At 44.3% G+C, this 17,847-nt stretch carries 31 protein-coding genes, 2 tRNA genes and 1 pseudogene; 12 read left to right on the top strand and 22 right to left on the bottom strand.

The features are described 5' to 3' along the window. The 21 genes and pseudogenes from ASJ33_RS05635 to ASJ33_RS05530 all read right to left on the bottom strand — a co-directional run bounded on the left by ASJ33_RS05635 (nt 1) and on the right by ASJ33_RS05530 (nt 10,410). Entirely contained in the window at nt 1-1,014 is a 1,014-nt protein-coding gene (locus tag ASJ33_RS05635; protein WP_072555756.1) for a hypothetical protein, read from the bottom strand. 342 nt (nt 1,015-1,356) lie between these two features. Continuing rightward, nucleotides 1,357-1,413: pseudogene (locus ASJ33_RS08675) on the bottom strand (hypothetical protein); the annotation flags it as partial. Between the two features lie 88 nt (nt 1,414-1,501). Next, nucleotides 1,502-1,576, bottom strand: a tRNA-Met gene (locus tag ASJ33_RS05625). A gap of 399 nt (nt 1,577-1,975) precedes the next feature. Beyond that, on the bottom strand, nt 1,976-2,383 hold the full coding sequence (locus ASJ33_RS05620) for a hypothetical protein (protein WP_072555752.1): 408 nt from the start codon (nt 2,381-2,383) through the stop codon (nt 1,976-1,978). Next, the gene (locus ASJ33_RS05615; protein WP_072555750.1) at nt 2,377-2,574 is read right to left on the bottom strand and encodes a hypothetical protein; all 198 of its coding nucleotides are present in this window, start codon (nt 2,572-2,574) and stop codon (nt 2,377-2,379) included. Before ASJ33_RS05615 ends, ASJ33_RS05620 begins: the two co-directional genes overlap by 7 nt. After that, nucleotides 2,571-2,759 (bottom strand): hypothetical protein, encoded by a 189-nt coding sequence (locus ASJ33_RS05610; protein ID WP_072555748.1) that lies wholly within the window; start codon nt 2,757-2,759, stop codon nt 2,571-2,573. Before ASJ33_RS05610 ends, ASJ33_RS05615 begins: the two co-directional genes overlap by 4 nt. A 94-nt stretch (nt 2,760-2,853) precedes the next feature. Further along, nucleotides 2,854-3,048: a hypothetical protein gene (locus ASJ33_RS05605; protein WP_072555746.1), complete on the bottom strand. Its 195-nt coding sequence runs from the start codon at nt 3,046-3,048 to the stop codon at nt 2,854-2,856. 43 nt (nt 3,049-3,091) lie between these two features. Beyond that, nucleotides 3,092-3,448: a hypothetical protein gene (locus ASJ33_RS05600; protein ID WP_072555744.1), complete on the bottom strand. Its 357-nt coding sequence runs from the start codon at nt 3,446-3,448 to the stop codon at nt 3,092-3,094. A 2-nt stretch (nt 3,449-3,450) separates the two neighbouring features. Next, on the bottom strand, nt 3,451-3,687 hold the full coding sequence (locus ASJ33_RS05595; protein ID WP_072555742.1) for a hypothetical protein: 237 nt from the start codon (nt 3,685-3,687) through the stop codon (nt 3,451-3,453). A 1-nt stretch (nt 3,688) separates the two neighbouring features. Next, nucleotides 3,689-4,129, bottom strand: a complete 441-nt coding sequence (locus ASJ33_RS05590; protein WP_072555740.1) for a YopX family protein — start codon at nt 4,127-4,129, stop codon at nt 3,689-3,691. A 275-nt stretch (nt 4,130-4,404) separates the two neighbouring features. Next, nucleotides 4,405-4,626: a hypothetical protein gene (locus tag ASJ33_RS05580; protein ID WP_072555736.1), complete on the bottom strand. Its 222-nt coding sequence runs from the start codon at nt 4,624-4,626 to the stop codon at nt 4,405-4,407. Nucleotides 4,627-4,831: 205 nt separating this feature from the next. Then, entirely contained in the window at nt 4,832-5,581 is a 750-nt protein-coding gene (locus ASJ33_RS05570) for a hypothetical protein (RefSeq protein WP_072555732.1), read from the bottom strand. A 459-nt stretch (nt 5,582-6,040) separates the two neighbouring features. Further along, nucleotides 6,041-6,424, bottom strand: a complete 384-nt coding sequence (locus tag ASJ33_RS05560; RefSeq protein WP_072555728.1) for a hypothetical protein — start codon at nt 6,422-6,424, stop codon at nt 6,041-6,043. After that, a complete protein-coding gene (locus ASJ33_RS05555) occupies nt 6,425-6,799 on the bottom strand; it encodes a hypothetical protein (RefSeq protein ID WP_072555726.1) in 375 nt (124 codons plus the stop codon). Further along, on the bottom strand, nt 6,792-7,220 hold the full coding sequence (locus ASJ33_RS05550) for a helix-turn-helix domain-containing protein (protein ID WP_072555724.1): 429 nt from the start codon (nt 7,218-7,220) through the stop codon (nt 6,792-6,794). The genes ASJ33_RS05555 and ASJ33_RS05550 overlap by 8 nt, the downstream gene beginning before the upstream one ends. A gap of 112 nt (nt 7,221-7,332) precedes the next feature. Further along, nucleotides 7,333-8,388 (bottom strand): Lin1244/Lin1753 domain-containing protein, encoded by a 1,056-nt coding sequence (locus ASJ33_RS05545; RefSeq protein ID WP_052465198.1) that lies wholly within the window; start codon nt 8,386-8,388, stop codon nt 7,333-7,335. A 28-nt stretch (nt 8,389-8,416) separates the two neighbouring features. Beyond that, the gene (locus ASJ33_RS08425) at nt 8,417-8,629 is read right to left on the bottom strand and encodes a hypothetical protein (protein WP_148311291.1); all 213 of its coding nucleotides are present in this window, start codon (nt 8,627-8,629) and stop codon (nt 8,417-8,419) included. Between the two features lie 67 nt (nt 8,630-8,696). After that, on the bottom strand, nt 8,697-9,647 hold the full coding sequence (locus ASJ33_RS05540; protein WP_052465197.1) for a hypothetical protein: 951 nt from the start codon (nt 9,645-9,647) through the stop codon (nt 8,697-8,699). After that, on the bottom strand, nt 9,648-9,860 hold the full coding sequence (locus ASJ33_RS05535; RefSeq protein ID WP_041331007.1) for a hypothetical protein: 213 nt from the start codon (nt 9,858-9,860) through the stop codon (nt 9,648-9,650). A gap of 200 nt (nt 9,861-10,060) precedes the next feature. After that, nucleotides 10,061-10,234, bottom strand: coding sequence for a hypothetical protein (locus ASJ33_RS08420; protein ID WP_155760396.1), 174 nt, complete (start codon nt 10,232-10,234; stop codon nt 10,061-10,063). Next, nucleotides 10,231-10,410: a hypothetical protein gene (locus ASJ33_RS05530; protein ID WP_041331006.1), complete on the bottom strand. Its 180-nt coding sequence runs from the start codon at nt 10,408-10,410 to the stop codon at nt 10,231-10,233. Before ASJ33_RS05530 ends, ASJ33_RS08420 begins: the two co-directional genes overlap by 4 nt. Nucleotides 10,411-10,794: 384 nt before the next feature. Between ASJ33_RS05530 and ASJ33_RS05520 the strand changes: the two genes are divergently transcribed. The 6 genes from ASJ33_RS05520 (at nt 10,795) to ASJ33_RS08670 (ending at nt 15,602) form a co-directional block, all read left to right on the top strand. After that, nucleotides 10,795-11,685 (top strand): helix-turn-helix domain-containing protein, encoded by an 891-nt coding sequence (locus tag ASJ33_RS05520; protein ID WP_052465196.1) that lies wholly within the window; start codon nt 10,795-10,797, stop codon nt 11,683-11,685. Then, nucleotides 11,686-12,276 (top strand): hypothetical protein, encoded by a 591-nt coding sequence (locus ASJ33_RS05515; RefSeq protein ID WP_072555720.1) that lies wholly within the window; start codon nt 11,686-11,688, stop codon nt 12,274-12,276. A 39-nt stretch (nt 12,277-12,315) separates the two neighbouring features. After that, complete coding sequence (locus ASJ33_RS05510) at nt 12,316-12,807, top strand: DUF4429 domain-containing protein (RefSeq protein ID WP_041331003.1); 492 nt, start codon at nt 12,316-12,318, stop codon at nt 12,805-12,807. A gap of 19 nt (nt 12,808-12,826) precedes the next feature. Continuing rightward, nucleotides 12,827-13,168, top strand: a complete 342-nt coding sequence (locus ASJ33_RS05505; RefSeq protein WP_041331002.1) for a hypothetical protein — start codon at nt 12,827-12,829, stop codon at nt 13,166-13,168. Nucleotides 13,169-13,402: 234 nt separating this feature from the next. Beyond that, complete coding sequence (locus ASJ33_RS05500; protein ID WP_052465195.1) at nt 13,403-14,008, top strand: NYN domain-containing protein; 606 nt, start codon at nt 13,403-13,405, stop codon at nt 14,006-14,008. A 22-nt stretch (nt 14,009-14,030) separates the two neighbouring features. Then, entirely contained in the window at nt 14,031-15,602 is a 1,572-nt protein-coding gene (locus ASJ33_RS08670; RefSeq protein WP_420480769.1) for a recombinase family protein, read from the top strand. Here the strand turns inward: ASJ33_RS08670 and ASJ33_RS05480 are convergent. Continuing rightward, a tRNA-Asp gene (locus ASJ33_RS05480) sits at nt 15,561-15,637 on the bottom strand. The two genes, ASJ33_RS08670 and ASJ33_RS05480, sit on opposite strands and share 42 nt — an antisense overlap. 163 nt (nt 15,638-15,800) lie before the next feature. On the opposite strand from ASJ33_RS05480, the gene rpsF reads away from it, so the two are divergent. From rpsF to yidD, 6 genes are all read left to right on the top strand, one after another. Beyond that, entirely contained in the window at nt 15,801-16,130 is a 330-nt protein-coding gene (rpsF, locus tag ASJ33_RS05475; protein WP_012882188.1) for a 30S ribosomal protein S6, read from the top strand. A gap of 47 nt (nt 16,131-16,177) precedes the next feature. Continuing rightward, nucleotides 16,178-16,585, top strand: coding sequence for a single-stranded DNA-binding protein (locus tag ASJ33_RS05470; RefSeq protein WP_012882187.1), 408 nt, complete (start codon nt 16,178-16,180; stop codon nt 16,583-16,585). A 34-nt stretch (nt 16,586-16,619) separates the two neighbouring features. Further along, on the top strand, nt 16,620-17,063 hold the full coding sequence (rpsR, locus tag ASJ33_RS08630) for a 30S ribosomal protein S18 (protein ID WP_012882186.1): 444 nt from the start codon (nt 16,620-16,622) through the stop codon (nt 17,061-17,063). Nucleotides 17,064-17,136: 73 nt separating this feature from the next. After that, on the top strand, nt 17,137-17,238 hold the full coding sequence (gene rpmH / locus ASJ33_RS05460) for a 50S ribosomal protein L34 (RefSeq protein ID WP_049765550.1): 102 nt from the start codon (nt 17,137-17,139) through the stop codon (nt 17,236-17,238). Between the two features lie 59 nt (nt 17,239-17,297). Beyond that, nucleotides 17,298-17,660 (top strand): ribonuclease P protein component, encoded by a 363-nt coding sequence (rnpA, locus tag ASJ33_RS05455; RefSeq protein ID WP_023652442.1) that lies wholly within the window; start codon nt 17,298-17,300, stop codon nt 17,658-17,660. Then, a complete protein-coding gene (gene yidD, locus ASJ33_RS05450; protein WP_012984367.1) occupies nt 17,632-17,844 on the top strand; it encodes a membrane protein insertion efficiency factor YidD in 213 nt (70 codons plus the stop codon). Before rnpA ends, yidD begins: the two co-directional genes overlap by 29 nt. Nucleotides 17,845-17,847: the final 3 nt, after the last annotated feature.

The following is a 17,847-nucleotide window of genomic DNA, read 5'->3' as shown; positions in this document are numbered from 1 at the left end:
CTAACTGACCGCCTTTAAGTAAGTAATGGCAGCGTACATATCCAAAAAGCCAACTATCTTGTCTTCGTCAGGAAATAAAACCACTGTTGGATTTGCTACCCTTGCACCGAAAAAACCATTCTGTTGAGCAAAATCATCATTGACAGCGTAAGTTCCGGGCCGGATAGCACAACACCATTTATTGTTATAGTAATATTGCTCAACCGCTGGGCAGTGATGATGTTCAACAACCACTATTCTGGCATCCGGGAAATCCATTCTCTGATGCTGTTTAGCTGAATGGGTTAAATTAAACGAGGAGTTAAACCGGCCCTTATGCATCCTGAGTATCGGATAGTCCATTTTGCCAACCTTGACGTGGATTACCGAAGCATGTCTGGAATAGGCAACATCAAGCCGGTGGGCTAACTCCATATCCCAATCTTCTCCCGAAAGTAAGGCAGACCAGTAGTTATGGTTGCCTGTACCTATGGCAAGAAGCTTTTTCGCGTCGCTCAAAGGTTTAATTGCCGTGTAGTAAATACCCCGCTGGCTTACTATCGGCTGTTGGTTATGCGAAGACCCCATCTTGGAAGTCTGAATGATATTCTGATACCCATCTCCGCCAACATTAACGAGGAGATTGGGCGTAATTAGCCACGTATTATGGTCTGCTTCAAATTGCTCATAGTCTACCCCGGACTCTCCCAATTGCCAATCTGCGGTATGTACTATTGCAACTGGTTTATTTGTTTTAATCTCAAATACCCACTCAAAGGGTACTTGCTGATGGTATGATACGATTTTGTCTGAGGCTTTGAAGGCTTCCAGATGGTCTTTTAAAGTTGGAGCTATACCCATGCTGAAAGGTTGAGGGTCTGGCTCACAGCGTAAGGTGGACATAAAGTCTCTGAGTGAGTTTCTTGAACTGCGCCCACAGAGAGCCATTAGCTCCATAATTTTATCCTTATCACCTCTGGCAAGGTCATATCTGGCTAACAAAGATGCCTTGGTTTCGCCCTCTGGTAATTTCAAAACCTTCTCCTTTAGTTTTGTCAAAAAACGTAAGATTACGTAAGATTTTGTAAGGGGAAATAATAAAGCCCGCTGGTTAGGCGGGCTATGGTAAAGGCTGGTTGCAGGGGGCGGCTAAGGAATACACGCAGTATTTCTGCTACTATGCCCCTTTAATCCATAAGGACTACCAGTCCTTCGCCATCGGAACCAATGTTTTTTACAATATCCCTGAGCATCATGTATTCCTCCACACCCGGGAATCGAACAAATACGCGGCTCATCGGGTGAAAAATGCAGGCTATTATGCTGTTTATATGTCATCAATTGTAAATTATCAGGACGGTTATCTTGTTTATCACCGTTGATGTGATGAACAACCTCGTCGCTTCTTAGAGGCCTACCTAATAACCGTTCCATGATTACTCTGTGTTCATCCTTGGTCTCTGCCCTTGAAATACGGATTTTACGATAATGCATAATTCTCCTCAGTCAAAAGCGTGAATTTTGGTAACGGGTGCCGGTTCTGTCCCAGCTCCTTCTGGTTATGAGCCAGACGAGCTAACCGCTGCTCTACCCTGCGTTATAGTCTCCGGCAACGCATCACCGGAGTGGCCAGTTGTATAATTTCCCTTTACAACTGGGGATGATAATGTGGGCGGTTTCATCCTGCAATACCGCCCTGGGCTTCTATATAACCAAGACAAGTTGCGGTCTTATCTCGGCAGGTTGCCCCATATATTCCCATCGGAGACACGCTCCTTTGGGGGGATAAGTCTATTGGGCTGGTAGCCTAAGGGTTTTGCTGCCATTAAGAGAATTTATTTCCCACGTTGCGCCAGTATGCCGCCGTATCTCTCACCCAATAGAAAAAGCCGGCTGTTACACCGGCTTGCTGGAAACTTTGTATACTTTTACTTTTCTTAAGTATATAAACTGCATACGTTTGTGTCAACAGATTTTCACATAAAAAAGGACAAATTTATCCTTTTACTGCGAAGACCTTGTTAGTAGCTTTTCTATGGGCTTTCCACTCGGCGTATGTCTGCCTTCTTCTTTTCCAGCCTGAGCTGATATATAACAGGGCTTTACGGGCCGCAGGACACAGCACAGGGTAGTAGTCTACTCCGCCCTTCTGTAACTCCCACAATAGGGTTTCACCATCTTCCTTTGTCATCCTGAGCCGTTCAGATACCTCTGCCCGGACTTGGCAGGCTGCCTCAAATGGTGCGACATGGGATATAGACCTTTGACCGCCGGCGCTTATTTCAATACAGGGTTCAGGCGGCCAGTATCCCTCTTCCTGAGGTAAAACTGTAGCGATTACCCACATGACGTCTTCCACTTTGAAACGTATTTGAGCAGGTCTGAAATACGCCTCTCTTACCATGCTTTACCCCGCTTAACATGGCTGGGGGTTTGTCTCATCAGGCGGTCAATCTCCTCGGTGCTTTCCAGCCCTGCAAAGGCTGAATGTTCCCCAGGCGGACACCAGCCGGCAGACGCTAATGCCCTCAGTTTCAACTGGATTATCTCCGGCAGGCACTCCCAGATAGTGCAACGTAAATATCTCTCTCTCATATCTGGCGGCCTCTCAGTTTGTCTTTAAGGGATTCCAGTTCCCGCTTGAGTTCTGCCTCTCCCCATTCACGGCTGCAAAGTGAACATTTGTATCTCCGCTCATGGCTTCTTAACGTGTCATCCAAATACAGCGTGCCATTGCAGTTAGCCCTGGGGCATTTTTCTGTTAGCCACTCGGTTGCCATATAGCCTCTCTTTCTCGCGCAAATAAAAAAGCAGGACACGCCCTTTCGGGAATGTCCTGCTCAGTTCTTCTGTAAGGACCTAATTATTCAGTTTTTAGTTCTTAGAGGTTTCCATCATTTCCTCTTCGGTTTTGATAATGCGGTAGATAGAGCCGTTTCTGATGCAGACTTTAACCTCTCCGAAGCCGGATTCTTTCACGGCTTGGATTTTGGTTATTATCTTGGCTAGTTCCTTCTCTGTCAGCTCCTTCAAATCTACCTGCTTTATATTATAATACCGGTATGCCATTCTCCCAAGATAAAATCAGACTTTTTTATATGTTCCGCAAAATCTATTCCTCTCCCTTATAAGGTTCTGGTTCTGGTATGTAGAGATAACTTTTTGTTCCACCAATCATGGATATGTACTTTGGTATAAGTAGAGTGCCATCCTTTTTAAGTATTTCAACAACCCAAATACCTAATTCCTTGTTTGAAGATTTAACCCACCACCAGCCCTCTTTATCTGGCTTATCCTGCCACTGAGGTCGGTTCTCCATGTGCTCAAGAGCCTTAAGGATAGTGGGTAACTGGACACATATATCAGTTTTAATATATGCCTCTGCATCAGTTAATGGATAATCTAAGGGCTTCCTGTTTTGGAATTCTTTGGCTATCTGCTCTATCAGTTCTTTACTCGGTTCGTACATAGTCAAACCTCTTTTTCCTCTTTAAAATCAGGGCATTCAAAAACTGGCGTTACAATGTGATATTTTTTATCTAATGCGAATAAGTCTTTAGCTATCGGGCAAGGAGACATTAATAATGAACACTCATAGCACAAACAACTTTCCCTATGTTTGCCTTTTAAATCCTTTCTTACTATAGTATCTACCCCATGATGTTCGTATTTAATATATTTACCGTTATTGAATACTGTTCTTATCATCTTATTTAATCTCCTTTAATAGTTCTGGATTGTCATAGATGTTGCCTATAACCTCTAATACCTCTGCATATGTTGAACCCAGAGGCTTTAGTGTTTCCCTGTTCGGCTCTGCATTGAATTTCCATCCGCTGTATCGCACTACCCATAAATTCTTTATCTTCTTAAGCGGTTCTTCAGGATGCCAAGCTATAGTGGCAATATCGCCTTCGTATATTTCCTTGCCGTTCTTATCTTTTAATCCTGTATACTGCCCTACTGTTTCAGGGATAACTTCAAAGCGTTTAATCACTAACTCTTCATACAAGTTATACCCAGTATCGCCAGTGAAAATTACTGGTATTTTCTTATGTTCTGTAGTGCCATCGCTTATATAAGCAAAGTATCCGAATACCCATTCCCCTGTATCAACCCGTTTGCCTCTGAATTTAATCTCTCTGGTCATTACTCCACTCCTAGTATCTTATTTACGGCCTGCTGGTCTTGAAATAGTTGACGGTTCATTTCAATGGGGTGAAAAGTGTTCTTAATCGGTTCAAGCTTGCAGTTTTCTCTCTGCCAAGCAAGCAGTTTCTCTTGAGCGCAACGAGGGCATCCTGAAGCACATGTATCAGTACTAAACTCACATGCGGAACACCCATCTCGGGGGCAAATAGCAGCCCCCGGGGCAGTACAAATTTTATTATGTTCTACCAGTACATCTTCTAAGTTAGGCATGGCTCAATATTCCTCTATCATAAAAGTATTTACATTGAACCTGATAAAAACGCATCCATAATCTTGTGGACGCTGGAACATTTTATGGTCACACGGCATGGGTTGATGTTGGTGAGGGTCTAATCGCCACATAGAAAGACGAGTTTGCCTTAACTCTTCGTCATCCCAATCGGTAGCTATAAATGTCTCTCCAGTTGCAACCTTCTTGACTAATTTATCACTCATTTACTTTGCTCTCCTTTTAAGATTTCTCTAATTTACAAAACTTTGGAAACCACCCCATACGCGCCCCCCAGAATAGAGGCGGGAGATTAATTTCCCTACGGTATTTAGCGCACCAATGAATTTTTACTATTCCCTCAGTTAATTCATGATGTTTTGGACACTCAGAACATTCGGTTACTACCTCTGTAAATTTCCTGTTTTCCATTTACTTTGCCTCCACTCTTATTCCTTCTGGATGACCAATATAGGCGGCCAAATCCTTCTTGATGTAGTAATTCTTACCTAATTTATCTAGCAGTTCTATAGCCCGATTAGCAACTTTAGCCCAATCAATAAGGTCAGCCCTCTTATCGTAATTCCACTTACCTACTAAGAAGCGGTCTACAAATTCGGCAGACTGCTCTATGAGGTTCAGTGTTTGGGCTGGATTGATTATCGGTTCGCATGATGCGAAGGTTTGTATACCCGCATTGTGAGCCGCTCTTAAACTTCCCAGCCGCCATAATGGGCTGGCCGCATTTGGCTCATACTTCCTGCTGTCATGAGGATTATCAAGCGTGAGAGTTTGCCCGAACCAGTCATTATCAGTCATTAAATCACGGTCGCAACAATCACCTGCTTTAGATAGGATTGCCACGTTTAAGCCATGCGTTTTAATAGTGTGTATGGCTTTACCAGTAATGCTTATTCCCCATGGTAACGGCTGATAAGGGTCAGTTAAGAAACTCATCAGTATATGGCGTTCTTCGCCTGCCTTTTCAAGCTCGGCACAATCCAATTCAAGGTTTTTCAACAGGTCTATTCTCGGTTGGGCATTAAGGAATTCCAGCTTACTTTTATGAGCTACCTGCGGTGCATAGCAATATGTGCATCCATGAGTACAGCCACTATATAGATTGACTGCCAGTTCAAAGTATTCTCTGGCTTTGCCTTTTGTCTCATAAACTACTCTCACTGTTGTGCCTCCACCCTCTTAAACTCCTGAAAATGTTTAGGGCAACCTTCCCGCCAATAACCATGTGTACTATATTTATGCCCTTGCCCTGAAAATTCCTTGCCACATATAGGACAAACCGGATACAGCGGACTGCTGGATGATTCTATTGGCGGTTTACCTGTTCCCTGACAAATTTTCCTGTTTACCATCTCTTACACTCCTATTGCCTGTTGCTAGTTACACTGAAGTAACAACAGTTATTGCCATGAGTATCAATCGGGTATAATCCTTCACTACAGCCCCCCCCCGCTCGTCTTAATCTACAAATAGTGCAAAGCTGCTTTTGCTTTTGTTTTATAAAATCCTCGCCGAAAGCCTTTAAAATCTTGGCCTTAATCTCTCCTCTCTGTTTTGCCTGACGTGTTATCTGTGCTTTTGTGAACATTTGTTTATTTCCTCTCAAATTTAATATGGCTGTCATGCCGTCACCTCTAGTGGTTTCATGTAATTTAAAATTCGTTTTGTCTTTGACGTCTTTACCCACGTCACTACCAGGTCATCTTCGTCTACCACAAGTTTGATAATTCCGTTGGTACAATCCTCATGGCAAGAACCACAGATACAGACGCAGTTTTTCCTATCAAGGGCGTCACCGCACTGACCACGTGATTTGATTTCGTGCTTATGCAGTAATGCCCATTTCCCACAGATAAGGCAGGCGGCTCGGCTATCGTCCATACCGCATCTTCCCTGCTCTTTGAGTATCTGTTTTTTCAGTACCACTTCCTTTGCCCTCTGCCTCTGCATCTTCTTGGATATCCTTTTCATGGGTGTCCTGCGTTTTAACTCTGTCCGCTTCATCTAAGCCGCCTCTACCGGCAGTATCTTTTCCAGTGTTTCCAGTGACCGGATAAAGTAATGCTCTGCCCCAAGTGCGATAACCATATCTGCAAAGACACGCTGCTCAGGGCTGATACGGGTTTTATTCCCTTTGAGTTCCAGAAAGATAACCTGGCAGTAAGTGACTGTGCCGTCAGTTCGCCTTTGAAGTACCATATAATCGGCTGTACCCCTTCTACAGCCCCGGATAAGCCTGCCCTTGTAGTTTTCACCAGCCGGTACAAAGAAGTTGCCACTATTCAGCCGGTCGCTATACCATAAGCCCATGTTCATTCCGTACTGGAGATACTGGTCTACGGACGTCTTGAGCTGGGCTTCGGTCAGTTTCTCAGTCATTCTTAATCTCGCTCTGGATAATGTCCTTGAGTATTTCGGGTTTGGGTTGCCAGCCTTCCAGTTCGCCGGTGAATTTAAAGAAAAACCTCTTGAGTTCTTGCCGGGTGACTACAAATCCACCCGGTACCCGCTCTTTCCTGAGTGCGCCTGTGGCTATCCATGTATTAACCTTGTGTTCCGGCACGCCCAACGCATAGCAGATATCATCCACAGTAAATAAGCTGGGATTATCAGTAGTTCCTTTCTCCCCGGATACTTCGGCATTTAGTAACCTGTTGGCTTTACAGCGTAGCCATTCAGGATTAACATCAAGTTTCTTGGCCAGAGTTTCTGCACTCTTGGCACTGCCGTCATATTCTTTTAAAACAAGTTCTTCTTCAGGCGTCCATTTGCGGTAATTTCTCTTTGTCTCTACTGTCATTCCGCTATCCACTCCACAATTGAAATGATGAATTTGATAAAGAAGCCGACTGACATTCCGAGAAAGAAAATGGCTATAATTAACTCCACCCAGTCAGCTAACTGTTTATTGTTCATGTGTTACTCCCGCATTCGGCATATTCGGCTTCTACTTCGCGCCTTACCCTGTCACGGATACTGTCCAGATTTGCCGGCTTGCCTGTCTTTTCATTGCGGATTATCTCTTGCCGCACCCTGATACTTATCTGGTTTTCTATGTTTGTCCGGGCTGTATCGGAGTGGGTATCAGGTGGGGGAGCGTCTTTGTTTCTAGGCTTCGCCTTAAGCCCGTTTTTATTCCAGTTGTCCAGTATGGCGCTGATATACTTCGGCCTTCTGGCATTGGCAAGTACAGCCTCGCGTATAGCTTCTAAAATCCATTCAGCCGGGTAATTGTCCACCCAGCCTCTTATCTCATCGGCTATTAGAGGGGAGATGTTGCCAATATTGTTCTGGTACTGTTTGCAGATTTCCCCGAAGTCAGCGTCCACTTGAAGGGCTGGCCCGGCAGAATTATTTGAAACGGGTTCTTTTTCCGGGATTTCCTTAGCAGGGGTATTCACAGGAGGTTTGGTGAGTATCTCTCCGGTTTCAGTATCAACAAAATCCGTACCCTCTTTACTGGAAACAGCGGCATCAGCTGCATACCCCTTAGGGGGTAAGGGGGTAATTACTTTTATTTTATTTTCTTTTATTTTATTTTCTTTTATTGCATTGCGAACGCATTGCGTCTGCATAGCGTCTGCATCACTTTTTGAAGCTACAGACCCCTCACGTGTCCATCTGGCACTTGCGGCACTTTTGGCTTTTTCTGATTTATTTTCAATAAATTCCATTCTTTTTATTAAACTTTCAGAAAAAATGTAAAAATTTTCTACAAAAAAGAGGTGATATTTGTTGACGCAGTCGTCTATAAACTGGGCGAATTTCTTAGGCGGGGCATCAAATTTCTTGGCATACATCGGCAGTATTTCAACTGAAATACGGTAGTCTTGCTGTTGCCTCAATTGCTCAACCAGCATCCAGTACCACCCGTACCCTTCGGCTTTATAAGTAAATCGCATGGCCAGTATCTTCGGGTCATCTGCCGCGTTACAGTCATGTGGGAAATAGTAGGCATTTTTATTCATGTTCTGTTACCTTCTCGTTATTGCCCGGTTAGGCGTGGCATAGCTCCCGTTTTGGTTGCCTGAATAGGTCGTATTCTCTGCCCTTGCACTCAGCAAAAGGACACTCAAAGCATGAGGAATAAGCCTTCCTGCCGTATCTTTTGGATAGGTAGGTATCAGCAACCCTGCACCCGCCGTTAGGTCTGGCGTCTATAAGGTCATTTAAATCTTTGTAAGTGTTTATTCTTCCTGTTTCGTACATATGTTGCTCCGTATCCGGGCCGGTAACGGGCAGGGGAGGGAGATTTCCTGCCCGTTACTATTACCCGTTATTGCAAGGAAACTCTCTCGGTCAAATCCTTTTCTACCCAGTCAAGCTGTTCTTTAGTCATGAGACTTATATCGCTGGGGAGTTTGGCATTGGCAAGATAAGCAGTCCAGCCTGATTTTTTGAAGTTCAGCTTGGCATACAGTTCCCGTATATGGGCTAACTGTGCCTCATTACCAGCCGGCTCCTTTACCTTTTCCTGCTCCGGTTCCTCTTCTTCAATCCCCTCAACTTCCGGATACAGCATGTCCGGCTTTTCATCGTCAGGGGGCGGCAGTAATACTTTGCCCACTGGTAGGGCGGCGTACTTTTGAATTTCAGCCAGGGTGACGCCAACCTTGATGGTAAGAGCGTTGATAGTCTTTTTCTTGCCCTCTGCGGTTACTTCACGCGGTTCTATAGCCAGAGTAAGAGGTATCATGCTTACCCTGCCACAAACACCCCGTACAAGTTCAATTGCGCTATTGAGGGTAATGATGCTGTTTATTGAGCCGGTATCCAGTTGCCAGATACCAAGGCCAGGTACAGAGGGCAAAAGAAACAGGAGGTTCATAACCTCTTTACACTTTTTAGCCTGATACTGGGAGCAATCCCGTCCTGTGCAGGGAAGGTCCTTCATCACAGTTTCTTTGCTGTCCCTGCCGGCGAAGTCTCCGGTGGCGGTATCAATCAAGCGAGTGGATATTTCCCCGTCACCCTTGCATACCAGACCGCGAAGGTTTGAATAGCATCTGTAATACTGGCTGGCAAATTTGGCTTCGTCTTCCAAAGGGAACATTATCGCCAGTTCCTTAGGTTTTTCCCCGAATACAGCCTGTACTTCCGGGGGGCAGACAAAATAGTCAACTGCTTTTGGATATTCAACCCCGTTAGCGTTTTTGGCTTTGATACCAAGGTGTATCTTACCCAGCCGGGGCATCCTTCTTGTTTCACTTAATCCTTTTATAGGCATCTAGTTCACTCCTGCTAATTCAGAATTCAGGTTATTCAGGTAGTCCTCGCACCTGTTTCTCAAGGTTATGGGCGTAACGAAGATGGTGAAGCGGTCTACCAGTTTGTCCTTGAAATACAGACAGACACAGTGGTCGTCTTCTTCAAGCCTGAAACCGAGTTCTTTATATTTGCGGTCTATCCCGCCTTCCAATACTTCCGGTAAATAAGTCATTTCAAACTCCTTGTTGATTTATCTGACGTTGTTGATAATCCGGGGCTTGTGTTCTACCTTTTGCCACTTCCAGTTGAAGGCAAACCCAAGAACGAACCCGGCATACAGGCAGAAGAAAAAGAATCCGAATATTTCCATGTGATGCCTCCTTGTGAATTTTTAAGGTTCGGGTTACAATGAATTTGGTGAAGGTTTATCTTTTATTCCTTTCCGCCGGGGAGTTGCTGCTCTCCGGCCTTTTTATCTCTCATGTACGCCATGTATGCGTCTGCAATCATCTCGTCAATCAGGCGCTCCGTTCTCGGATTAGGCTTCTCTGAGTACTCAACAATCACAGTCATCTTGGCGAATTCCTTTTCGCCTAAGGCTTTCACTTTGCACCCACCAACTCAGGTTTGCGGATACCATGCTGGACGTCCCAGCGTTTCCAGCATTCCTTGCCATCATCGCAAAGCGGTATCTCTACGTAGCCTTGTCCGCCTATGTAGGAGTTGACTTCATGCACGTCAGAGCCGGTATGCCCACAGTGGGAACAGGTAAGTTCTTTCATTTGAATGCCTCCAAGCATTTAGTCAGAAAGGTCTTGCGTACAGGTATTTCAGTGTGCTTATAATTAGTTTTTCCGTAGATTTCGGCATCTACTAAGGGCTTGAGGGCAGGAAAGGCGTTGACTACACCGGAATAGAACTTAAGGCCGGGCTTAATTCGCCCACTTTTGACGTGATAGAGGTATGACGAGTCAACGCCAATCATCTTTGCAATTTTGGAAGTAGAGAGAGATGACCGGATAGCAATATTGTTTAATTGAGTGATGACTATATTCATATGGTTATTATGCACTAAGATATGAATATTGTCAATAGGGTATTGACTAAAAATACATATTGATTTTATTCATAACTTAATGAGAAAATGCCCGTAGGGGGATAAATAGGTGAAAATTGGGGATAAAATTAAAGAGTTAAGAGAGTTGCGTGGTATTAGCCAGAGACAACTTGCAATAAAAGCAGAGCTAGACCCAAGCTACCTTAGCATCGTGGAAAGCGGGAAGCGAACTAATATTACACTGGATGTGGCACGTCGCTTGTCTGCCGCATTAGGAGTTAACTTAGAAGAGTTGATAGAATCAGAAACCAGTGATAAAAATGAAAAAATGAGCATCGCTGATAAATTGAGGGAGATAAGAACCAGTAAAGGGCTGACTCAAGAAGCTTTAGGTCAACTCTCCGGTTTAGGTAGAACCTATGTTAATCATATTGAGTGCGGGAGAATACCTAACATAACCATTCAAACTGCACAGAAGTTAGCTGGGGCATTGGACGTTAGTACTGACGACCTTATGGAAGTGAAAACTAGCGACAAAGCGGGATTGCCCGACAAATCCATGGCGGATATGCTAAAGGCATTCACATCAGATTTTGCTGACAAACTACAGAAACTAGAGATAATTGAGATACCTGTAAGGGGAGTTATACCTGCTGGTAACCCCGCCGTTGAAGAAGAGATAGACTTAGGCGTTATACGAGTGCCGAGAGAAGTAGTGGAGGGAAAGATAGATAGAGTGTTTGCGTTAAAGATTGGCGGTGAGAGTTTAAGCGGTGACGGCCTTCATTATGGGGATAACGTACTTATAGACCCGGATGCTCCTATCATAGACGGCAAGATTTATGCTGTCCGTATTGGCGGTACAGAGGTTCTGGCAAGGCACGTGTACAAAGAGAACGGCCATCTACGCCTTGAAAGTTCCAATGGCGAATACAAGCGCCTCCTGGCTACTGACGTAGAAATTCAAGGCCGTTTGATATATCAGATGAGAAAATTGTAGATGCAAACGCTTCTCACATCTAAACCTAACTGTCCCCACTGTGATGTAATTCTATCTCCTGTACCAGCACGGCAGAAAGCTTGCCCTGCATGTAAACAAGATATATATGTGCGTACTGTAGATGGTATAAAATTACTACTTAAAAAAGCTGATGCTGTTAGTTTAGATGCTATGAAAAATAGTGGATCGATGACTGATTTTATAAAAGCAGTTCGTATTGCAAATCCTCAATATTCTATTAGAGATGTGGCTTGGGGTATACTTAACAAGAAAAAATCAAATTACATCAAAAAGAATGATTTACAGTCAGCTTCAACAATTACTTGGCAAATGGCCAGATTACGTTATGAGCAAGGCAATGAGTGGTTTTCACTGATGCAACAAAGCCATCAGGAATTATTGAAAAGTTATTATAACGAGAGATTCTATTCCAAGGTGCAAATATTATCAGCGTCAAATGATACAACTTGTGCTAAGTGTAAAGCGCTGAATGGTAAGACATATACGATAAAAGAGGCCATTGAAAAGATGCCGTTACCAGTTGAAGGATGCGAATGGTGCCGTTGCACTTATATGCCTATTCTCAAATGATGCTTGATTATGAAAGTCTAAATATCTGCGGAGAAAGCCATGTACGAAGAGCCTTTATTTGTAGCCAGAGGTATCAACGGGCAGGTAGAACTATATAACCAGTTTGTCCGGATATGCCGTAAGGGTATTCACGCGACTATCGGCTTTGGTAACCGAGGCGAGAAAGATATCGCTATTAGCAGCTTAACCAGTATCCAATTCAAGCGGCCAGGCTCCATTACCAACGGCTATATTCAGTTTGTCTTTTCCGGTAGTCATGAGTCCAAAGGCGGCATGTGGGACGCAGTACATGACGAAAACAGCGTTGCTTTCAACCCCAAACAGGCAAGAGACTTTGAAGATTTGAAGGACTTGATAGACGATATCAGGTATCGCAATAAAACTGAACCAAAGAATACCACACATGAAGCCCCCAGACAGCCGGTTCGGAGCGGCTACGATGACCTTGAACGCTTAGCCGAATTACGAGACAAAGGAATTATTACCCCCTCTGATTTTGAGGCCAAGAAAAAACAGATTCTGGGGATATAAGCATTAGAATAGCGAAGTTATGAACAGTTGTAGAGATGTTTTTTCTGAAGTAATAGGTGGTATCTTTACTGGTGCAATCTATGCTGCTGGATTAAGTTTTATAGAAGAAAATCCAGATTTCCCTGCATATGTTCTTCAGTTATATACATTATTTGGGATAGCACTTAGTGCCATATTCACTCTTGCCACTGTTGAACATTTACAATTTGTGGGGATTACTTATCTGATGGGATGGATAGGTGGGGGACTATTATTAAATGGGATGCTATCAACTCCGACAGATTGGTTGATATACTTTGCCATACCGGTACTTTTATTAGGATTCAAAGTGTGGAAAATGGTTACGGCTAGAGCATGGTAAAAGTAGCTATCTACGCCAGGGTATCCACTGAAAACTAGAGAGTAAGTGAGATATCAGGGTTTACAAATTCGTAATCGGATATTATTGCCTGTATAATGGCTTTTAATTGCTGGGAATGGCTGTGAATGCCGTAGAACTGGTTAGAGGTGTATGGTATACTAATAGTTGAATCTTCCTCGCTATTCCCTCTGGAAACAGGGTGAATTGGCGAGGTTCGTTTTTATAGGGGGTTTGATGGATGCAGAGCGGTTAGTTTTATTTGTAGATGCCCAGAATTTTTATAACAGTGCTAGACGTGCCTTTTTCCCAGATGAAGAATCTCATGTTCCGGGGCAATTTGACCCAATTGCACTCGGGAAACTGCTCTGTTTACAAACTCCTATACCTGTTAAACCAATTTTGCATCAAGTAAGAATATACACCGGACGCCCTGACCCCAATAAAGAGCCTTTTGCTTATGCCGCACATATGAGACAGTGTTCTGCTTGGGAGAAAAGCGGGGCTTGTGTAATAGCGAGGCCTCTAAGATATTTATCAGACTGGCCTTCCAGTAAGGCTCAACAAAAGGGTGTTGATGTGGCTATAGCTATTGATTTCGTATCATTCGCAATAGATGGCGGATATGATATCGGGATAATTGCGTCCCTTGATACTGACTTGCGCCCAGCATTAGAGTATGTTAGAAGTAAATGTAATTCAAAGTGCAGAATAAAAGTAGCGTCTTGGAAAAGCAGAACTACTAATATTCGGCTAGATATTCCAGGTGATAAGGTATGGTGTCATTGGTTAAATTATATAGATTACCAGTCTATAGCTGATAATAGAGATTATAGGACGTGAGTATTTACGCTGAGATTATCGTATGACTAGAATCGCAATTTATGCCCGTGTCAGTACTGAAGGGCAGGCTGAAGAAGAAGTACCCATCAACGGCCAGATAGACGAGTGCCGTAAATTCGCAGCTGATAAAGGCTGGGAAGTAGCAGAAGTATTTACAGACGCCGGTTTCTCCGGTCGTACAGATGACCGCCCTTCATTCCGGCACATGATTGAGATTATTAAATCCTCTACCAATCCGAAACCATTTGACATAATTCTCTGCTGGCGGTCAAACCGCTTGTTCCGCTCCGTAGAACACAGGCTTGCCTATTCACGCATCTTCAGACGCCATTCTATCCGCTTTGTAGCCATGCATGAGCCTGAATTTGAGGGTGCTTCTGCTATGTTCATGGAAACTGTCTTAGCGGCTGCTGACGAGCTGTATGTTTCCCAAGTATCAGAAGATACTTTGAGAGGTCTTAAGCAAATAGCTATGGCAGGGTATTCTACCGGGGGAAAAGCGGCCACTGGATATCGGAATGTACGCAAGGTTGCAGGGCTTAAACCAAATGGTGAACCCATAATGAGAACAGGCTGGGAGATAGACCCGGATTATGCGCCGCGGGTTAAAAAAGCCTTTGAAATGTGTGCCAATGGTTCATCCGGGCCGGAAATAATAAAGGCCACCGGGGTTGTTACCAGCCCCAGCAGCCTTGTGTCGCTTTTACGTAACCGGGCATATCTCGGTGAAAGAATCTACAATGTTATGAAACAGGTAGATGGGAAGACCCGGCGAAGGGCCAACACCAAACCCGAAGATATAATAAGAAAAGAAAATGCCCATGAAGCCATTATCAGTCCTGAACTGTTTGATAATGTTCAGGCAGTTTTGGAACGTAAACGGCCTCATATACAGGGCAGGGCGCAGAACAGCAAGAGAACTTATTTATTGACCGGTCTGCTATGGTGCAAAGCACACCAGGCGTTATATACAGGTAATACAAATGCCAGCCTCAATTATTATGTATGCAGTGCCAAAAGAAAATTAGGCGCCAAGATTTCCCCATGCCGAAATGTTAAAAAAGAAACAGTAGAAAAATTTATTTTGGATAATCTGAAAACCCATGCCTTTACCAGTAAAAGAATAAGGGCTGGGCTTGAATATTTCGCAAGAGAGAACCAGAAAAATAAGCAGGAAGATGACCGGGAAAGAAAAGACCTTCTCATTAAAATAAATAAGGTAGAACTTGAGCTAAAAAGATTTTTTGAAGCGATAGCCTCTGGGGTGAATCCTGAAAATTTAACTCAACCGATAGAAGAAAGGTCTGATTTAAAAAATAAATTATATCTTCAGCTGGCAGAAATAGACCGCCAGCGTGAGATTGATTTGTTATTGCCTGACATAACTGACTCAATGATTGAGGGCATTCGGGCAAAATATATTGATATGTTTGCCGCTTCACCTGAGAAATTAAAGGCTATCCTGCCTGAGTTTATAGACCGGATAGAACTTGATGAAACTACAGCTCGGATAAAATATTTTGCTGTAGAGGAACAGAAAGTAGGCTGTAATTGGCGACCCCAGGGGGATTCGAACCCCCGATCTCCACCGTGACAGGGTGGCATGTTAGACCGCTACACCATGGGGCCTAGAAGCGGAAAACAGTTTAGAGTATTTGACGCAATCTGTCAAATATGATTTGATGGTCGGGTAGGTTCATTCCGGTCAATATTGTTTGCTTCTTCGCTATATGCTATAATGACCGTCAGATTTTTTAAGGGAATATATTGCCTTTAACTTAGAGAGGAAAACATGGCCGCAAGCGAACTACTTAAATCCAGAGTTGAAAACCTGCGTGATTACGAACTGGTGGTTATTTTAACCACTGACACCCCCAAGGAAAAGGTTGAGGCCATTCTGGAAGGCATTAGCAAAACCATAGCTGAAAAAGAAGGCAGCTTTACCGAGGTGAACCACTGGGGTAAACGCAAGCTGGCTTATCTTATCGGCAGATACGGCGAAGGTTATTACGTGTTTATCAAGATGAAGGCTAAGCCTTCTTCCATACGCAAGATAAACTCTGACCTGCGTATTTCAGAGCAGGTTATTCGACATATGGCCATTAATATGGACGAAGAATAATATCTGTTAATGCTGCCGGGCATTTTGCCAGAGAGGAGACGCGAGAGATGGTGAGTTTGAATAAGGTTATGATAATTGGCAATGTTGGCGGTGAGCCGGAGATGCGGTATACCCCCAGCGGGCATCCTGTTACCTCCTTTAAAGTTGCTACCAACTGGGTTTATAATACCCCCGAGGGTGAACGCAAACAGGAAACTGAATGGTTTACGGTAGTTGCTTGGAACAAGCTGGCTGAACAGTGCAACCAGTTCCTTTCCAAAGGGCGGCTGGTGTACGTGGAAGGACGGCTTCGCACCCGAAGCTGGGAAGGGCAGGATAATCTGAAACATTACCGTACCGAGGTAATTGCTTCCAGGGTTACCTTCCTTGAGAAAGCCAGTGCAGGTACCGGGATGGATGCCCGTGATGATGACAATGGCGGTGGTGAATTAGAACCGGAAGACATTCCGTTTTAGTGAATATTAAATCTCTTGATAGGAGTTTGATTGAGTGAGTATCCAGGACAGACCTAACAGACCAGCCAGGGGTGGGCGCGGCCGCTATACCCCCAAGCGCAAGATATGTTCTTTCTGCGCTGAGAAGGTTAGCCGTATTGATTACAAGGATTCGGCTAAACTGGCCAGATATATATCTGACCGCGGCAAAATTGAACCCCGCCGCCGCACCGGTACCTGTGCCCGGCACCAGAGGGCTTTGGCTAATGCCATTAAACGGGCTCGTTTTATAGCCCTGATGCCCTTTGTTTCTGAGCATGTACGCCGCCAGGGAAATGTGGCTACTTTTTCGCCTATGCGTGAGCTGAGGCCCGAACCTAAAATGGCTGAACCCAAGGTTGAGCCTAAAGTAGAGACCAAGGCCGAAGTTGCGGTACCCGAAGTAAAGGCTGAGGCTGCTCCTGCAGCGGAAGCTTCTGAGTCTGCGGAGTCTGCATAATAGTAAATTATTACTTGCCATTTAAGGAGTTAATGTGCCTAAGAGGACATATCAACCGAAACGTATCCCCCGCATGAGGGTTCATGGTTTTCTGTCAAGGATGAGCACCCGCGGAGGACGCGGTGTACTCAGCGCCCGCCGGGCTAAGGGGCGCAAGAAACTGATTGTAGTCTAGAGTGTAACAGCTGTACTCCGGGTTGATTATCCATCCGGAGTATGGTTACACTATTTACAATGAAATACTCAAACAGGCTTACCAAGCGGGAAGAATATTCCCGGGTGCTTGCCGGTGACGGAACTTATATTGGGCAGCTGGCTGTGATGAAGGCGTTGCCTAATAACCTTGAATTTAGCCGGGTAGGCTTCATTGTAAGCAAAAAAGTAGGCGGAGCAGTAGAGCGTAATAGGGCAAAGCGGATATTGCGGGAAAGCCTGCGGACTATCGCACTCAGACAGGGCTGGGACATAGTATTTATAGCTAGGGCAAAAGCGGCTACAGTAAAATGTGCCGAAATGGAGAGGGTAGTTAAGCACTTGCTTGGCAAGGCGCAGATACTATCAAAAACAGATGAAAAAACTAGCTTTAAAACTGATTAGATTATACCAGAATACCTACTCTAAAACTGCACCCTCCTCATGCAGGTTTATTCCCACTTGTTCACAGTATACCTACGAAGCTATCGAAAGATTCGGAATTTTTAAGGGAATTTGGTTGGGTGTGAAACGGCTTAGCCGCTGTCACCCCTTGAACAAGGGTGGCTACGACCCAGTGCCAGAATAGGAC

Source organism: Dehalococcoides mccartyi (genome assembly GCF_001889305.1).
Classification (GTDB): domain Bacteria; phylum Chloroflexota; class Dehalococcoidia; order Dehalococcoidales; family Dehalococcoidaceae; genus Dehalococcoides; species Dehalococcoides mccartyi_A.
This window is presented reverse-complemented; position numbering and strand designations above follow the sequence as displayed.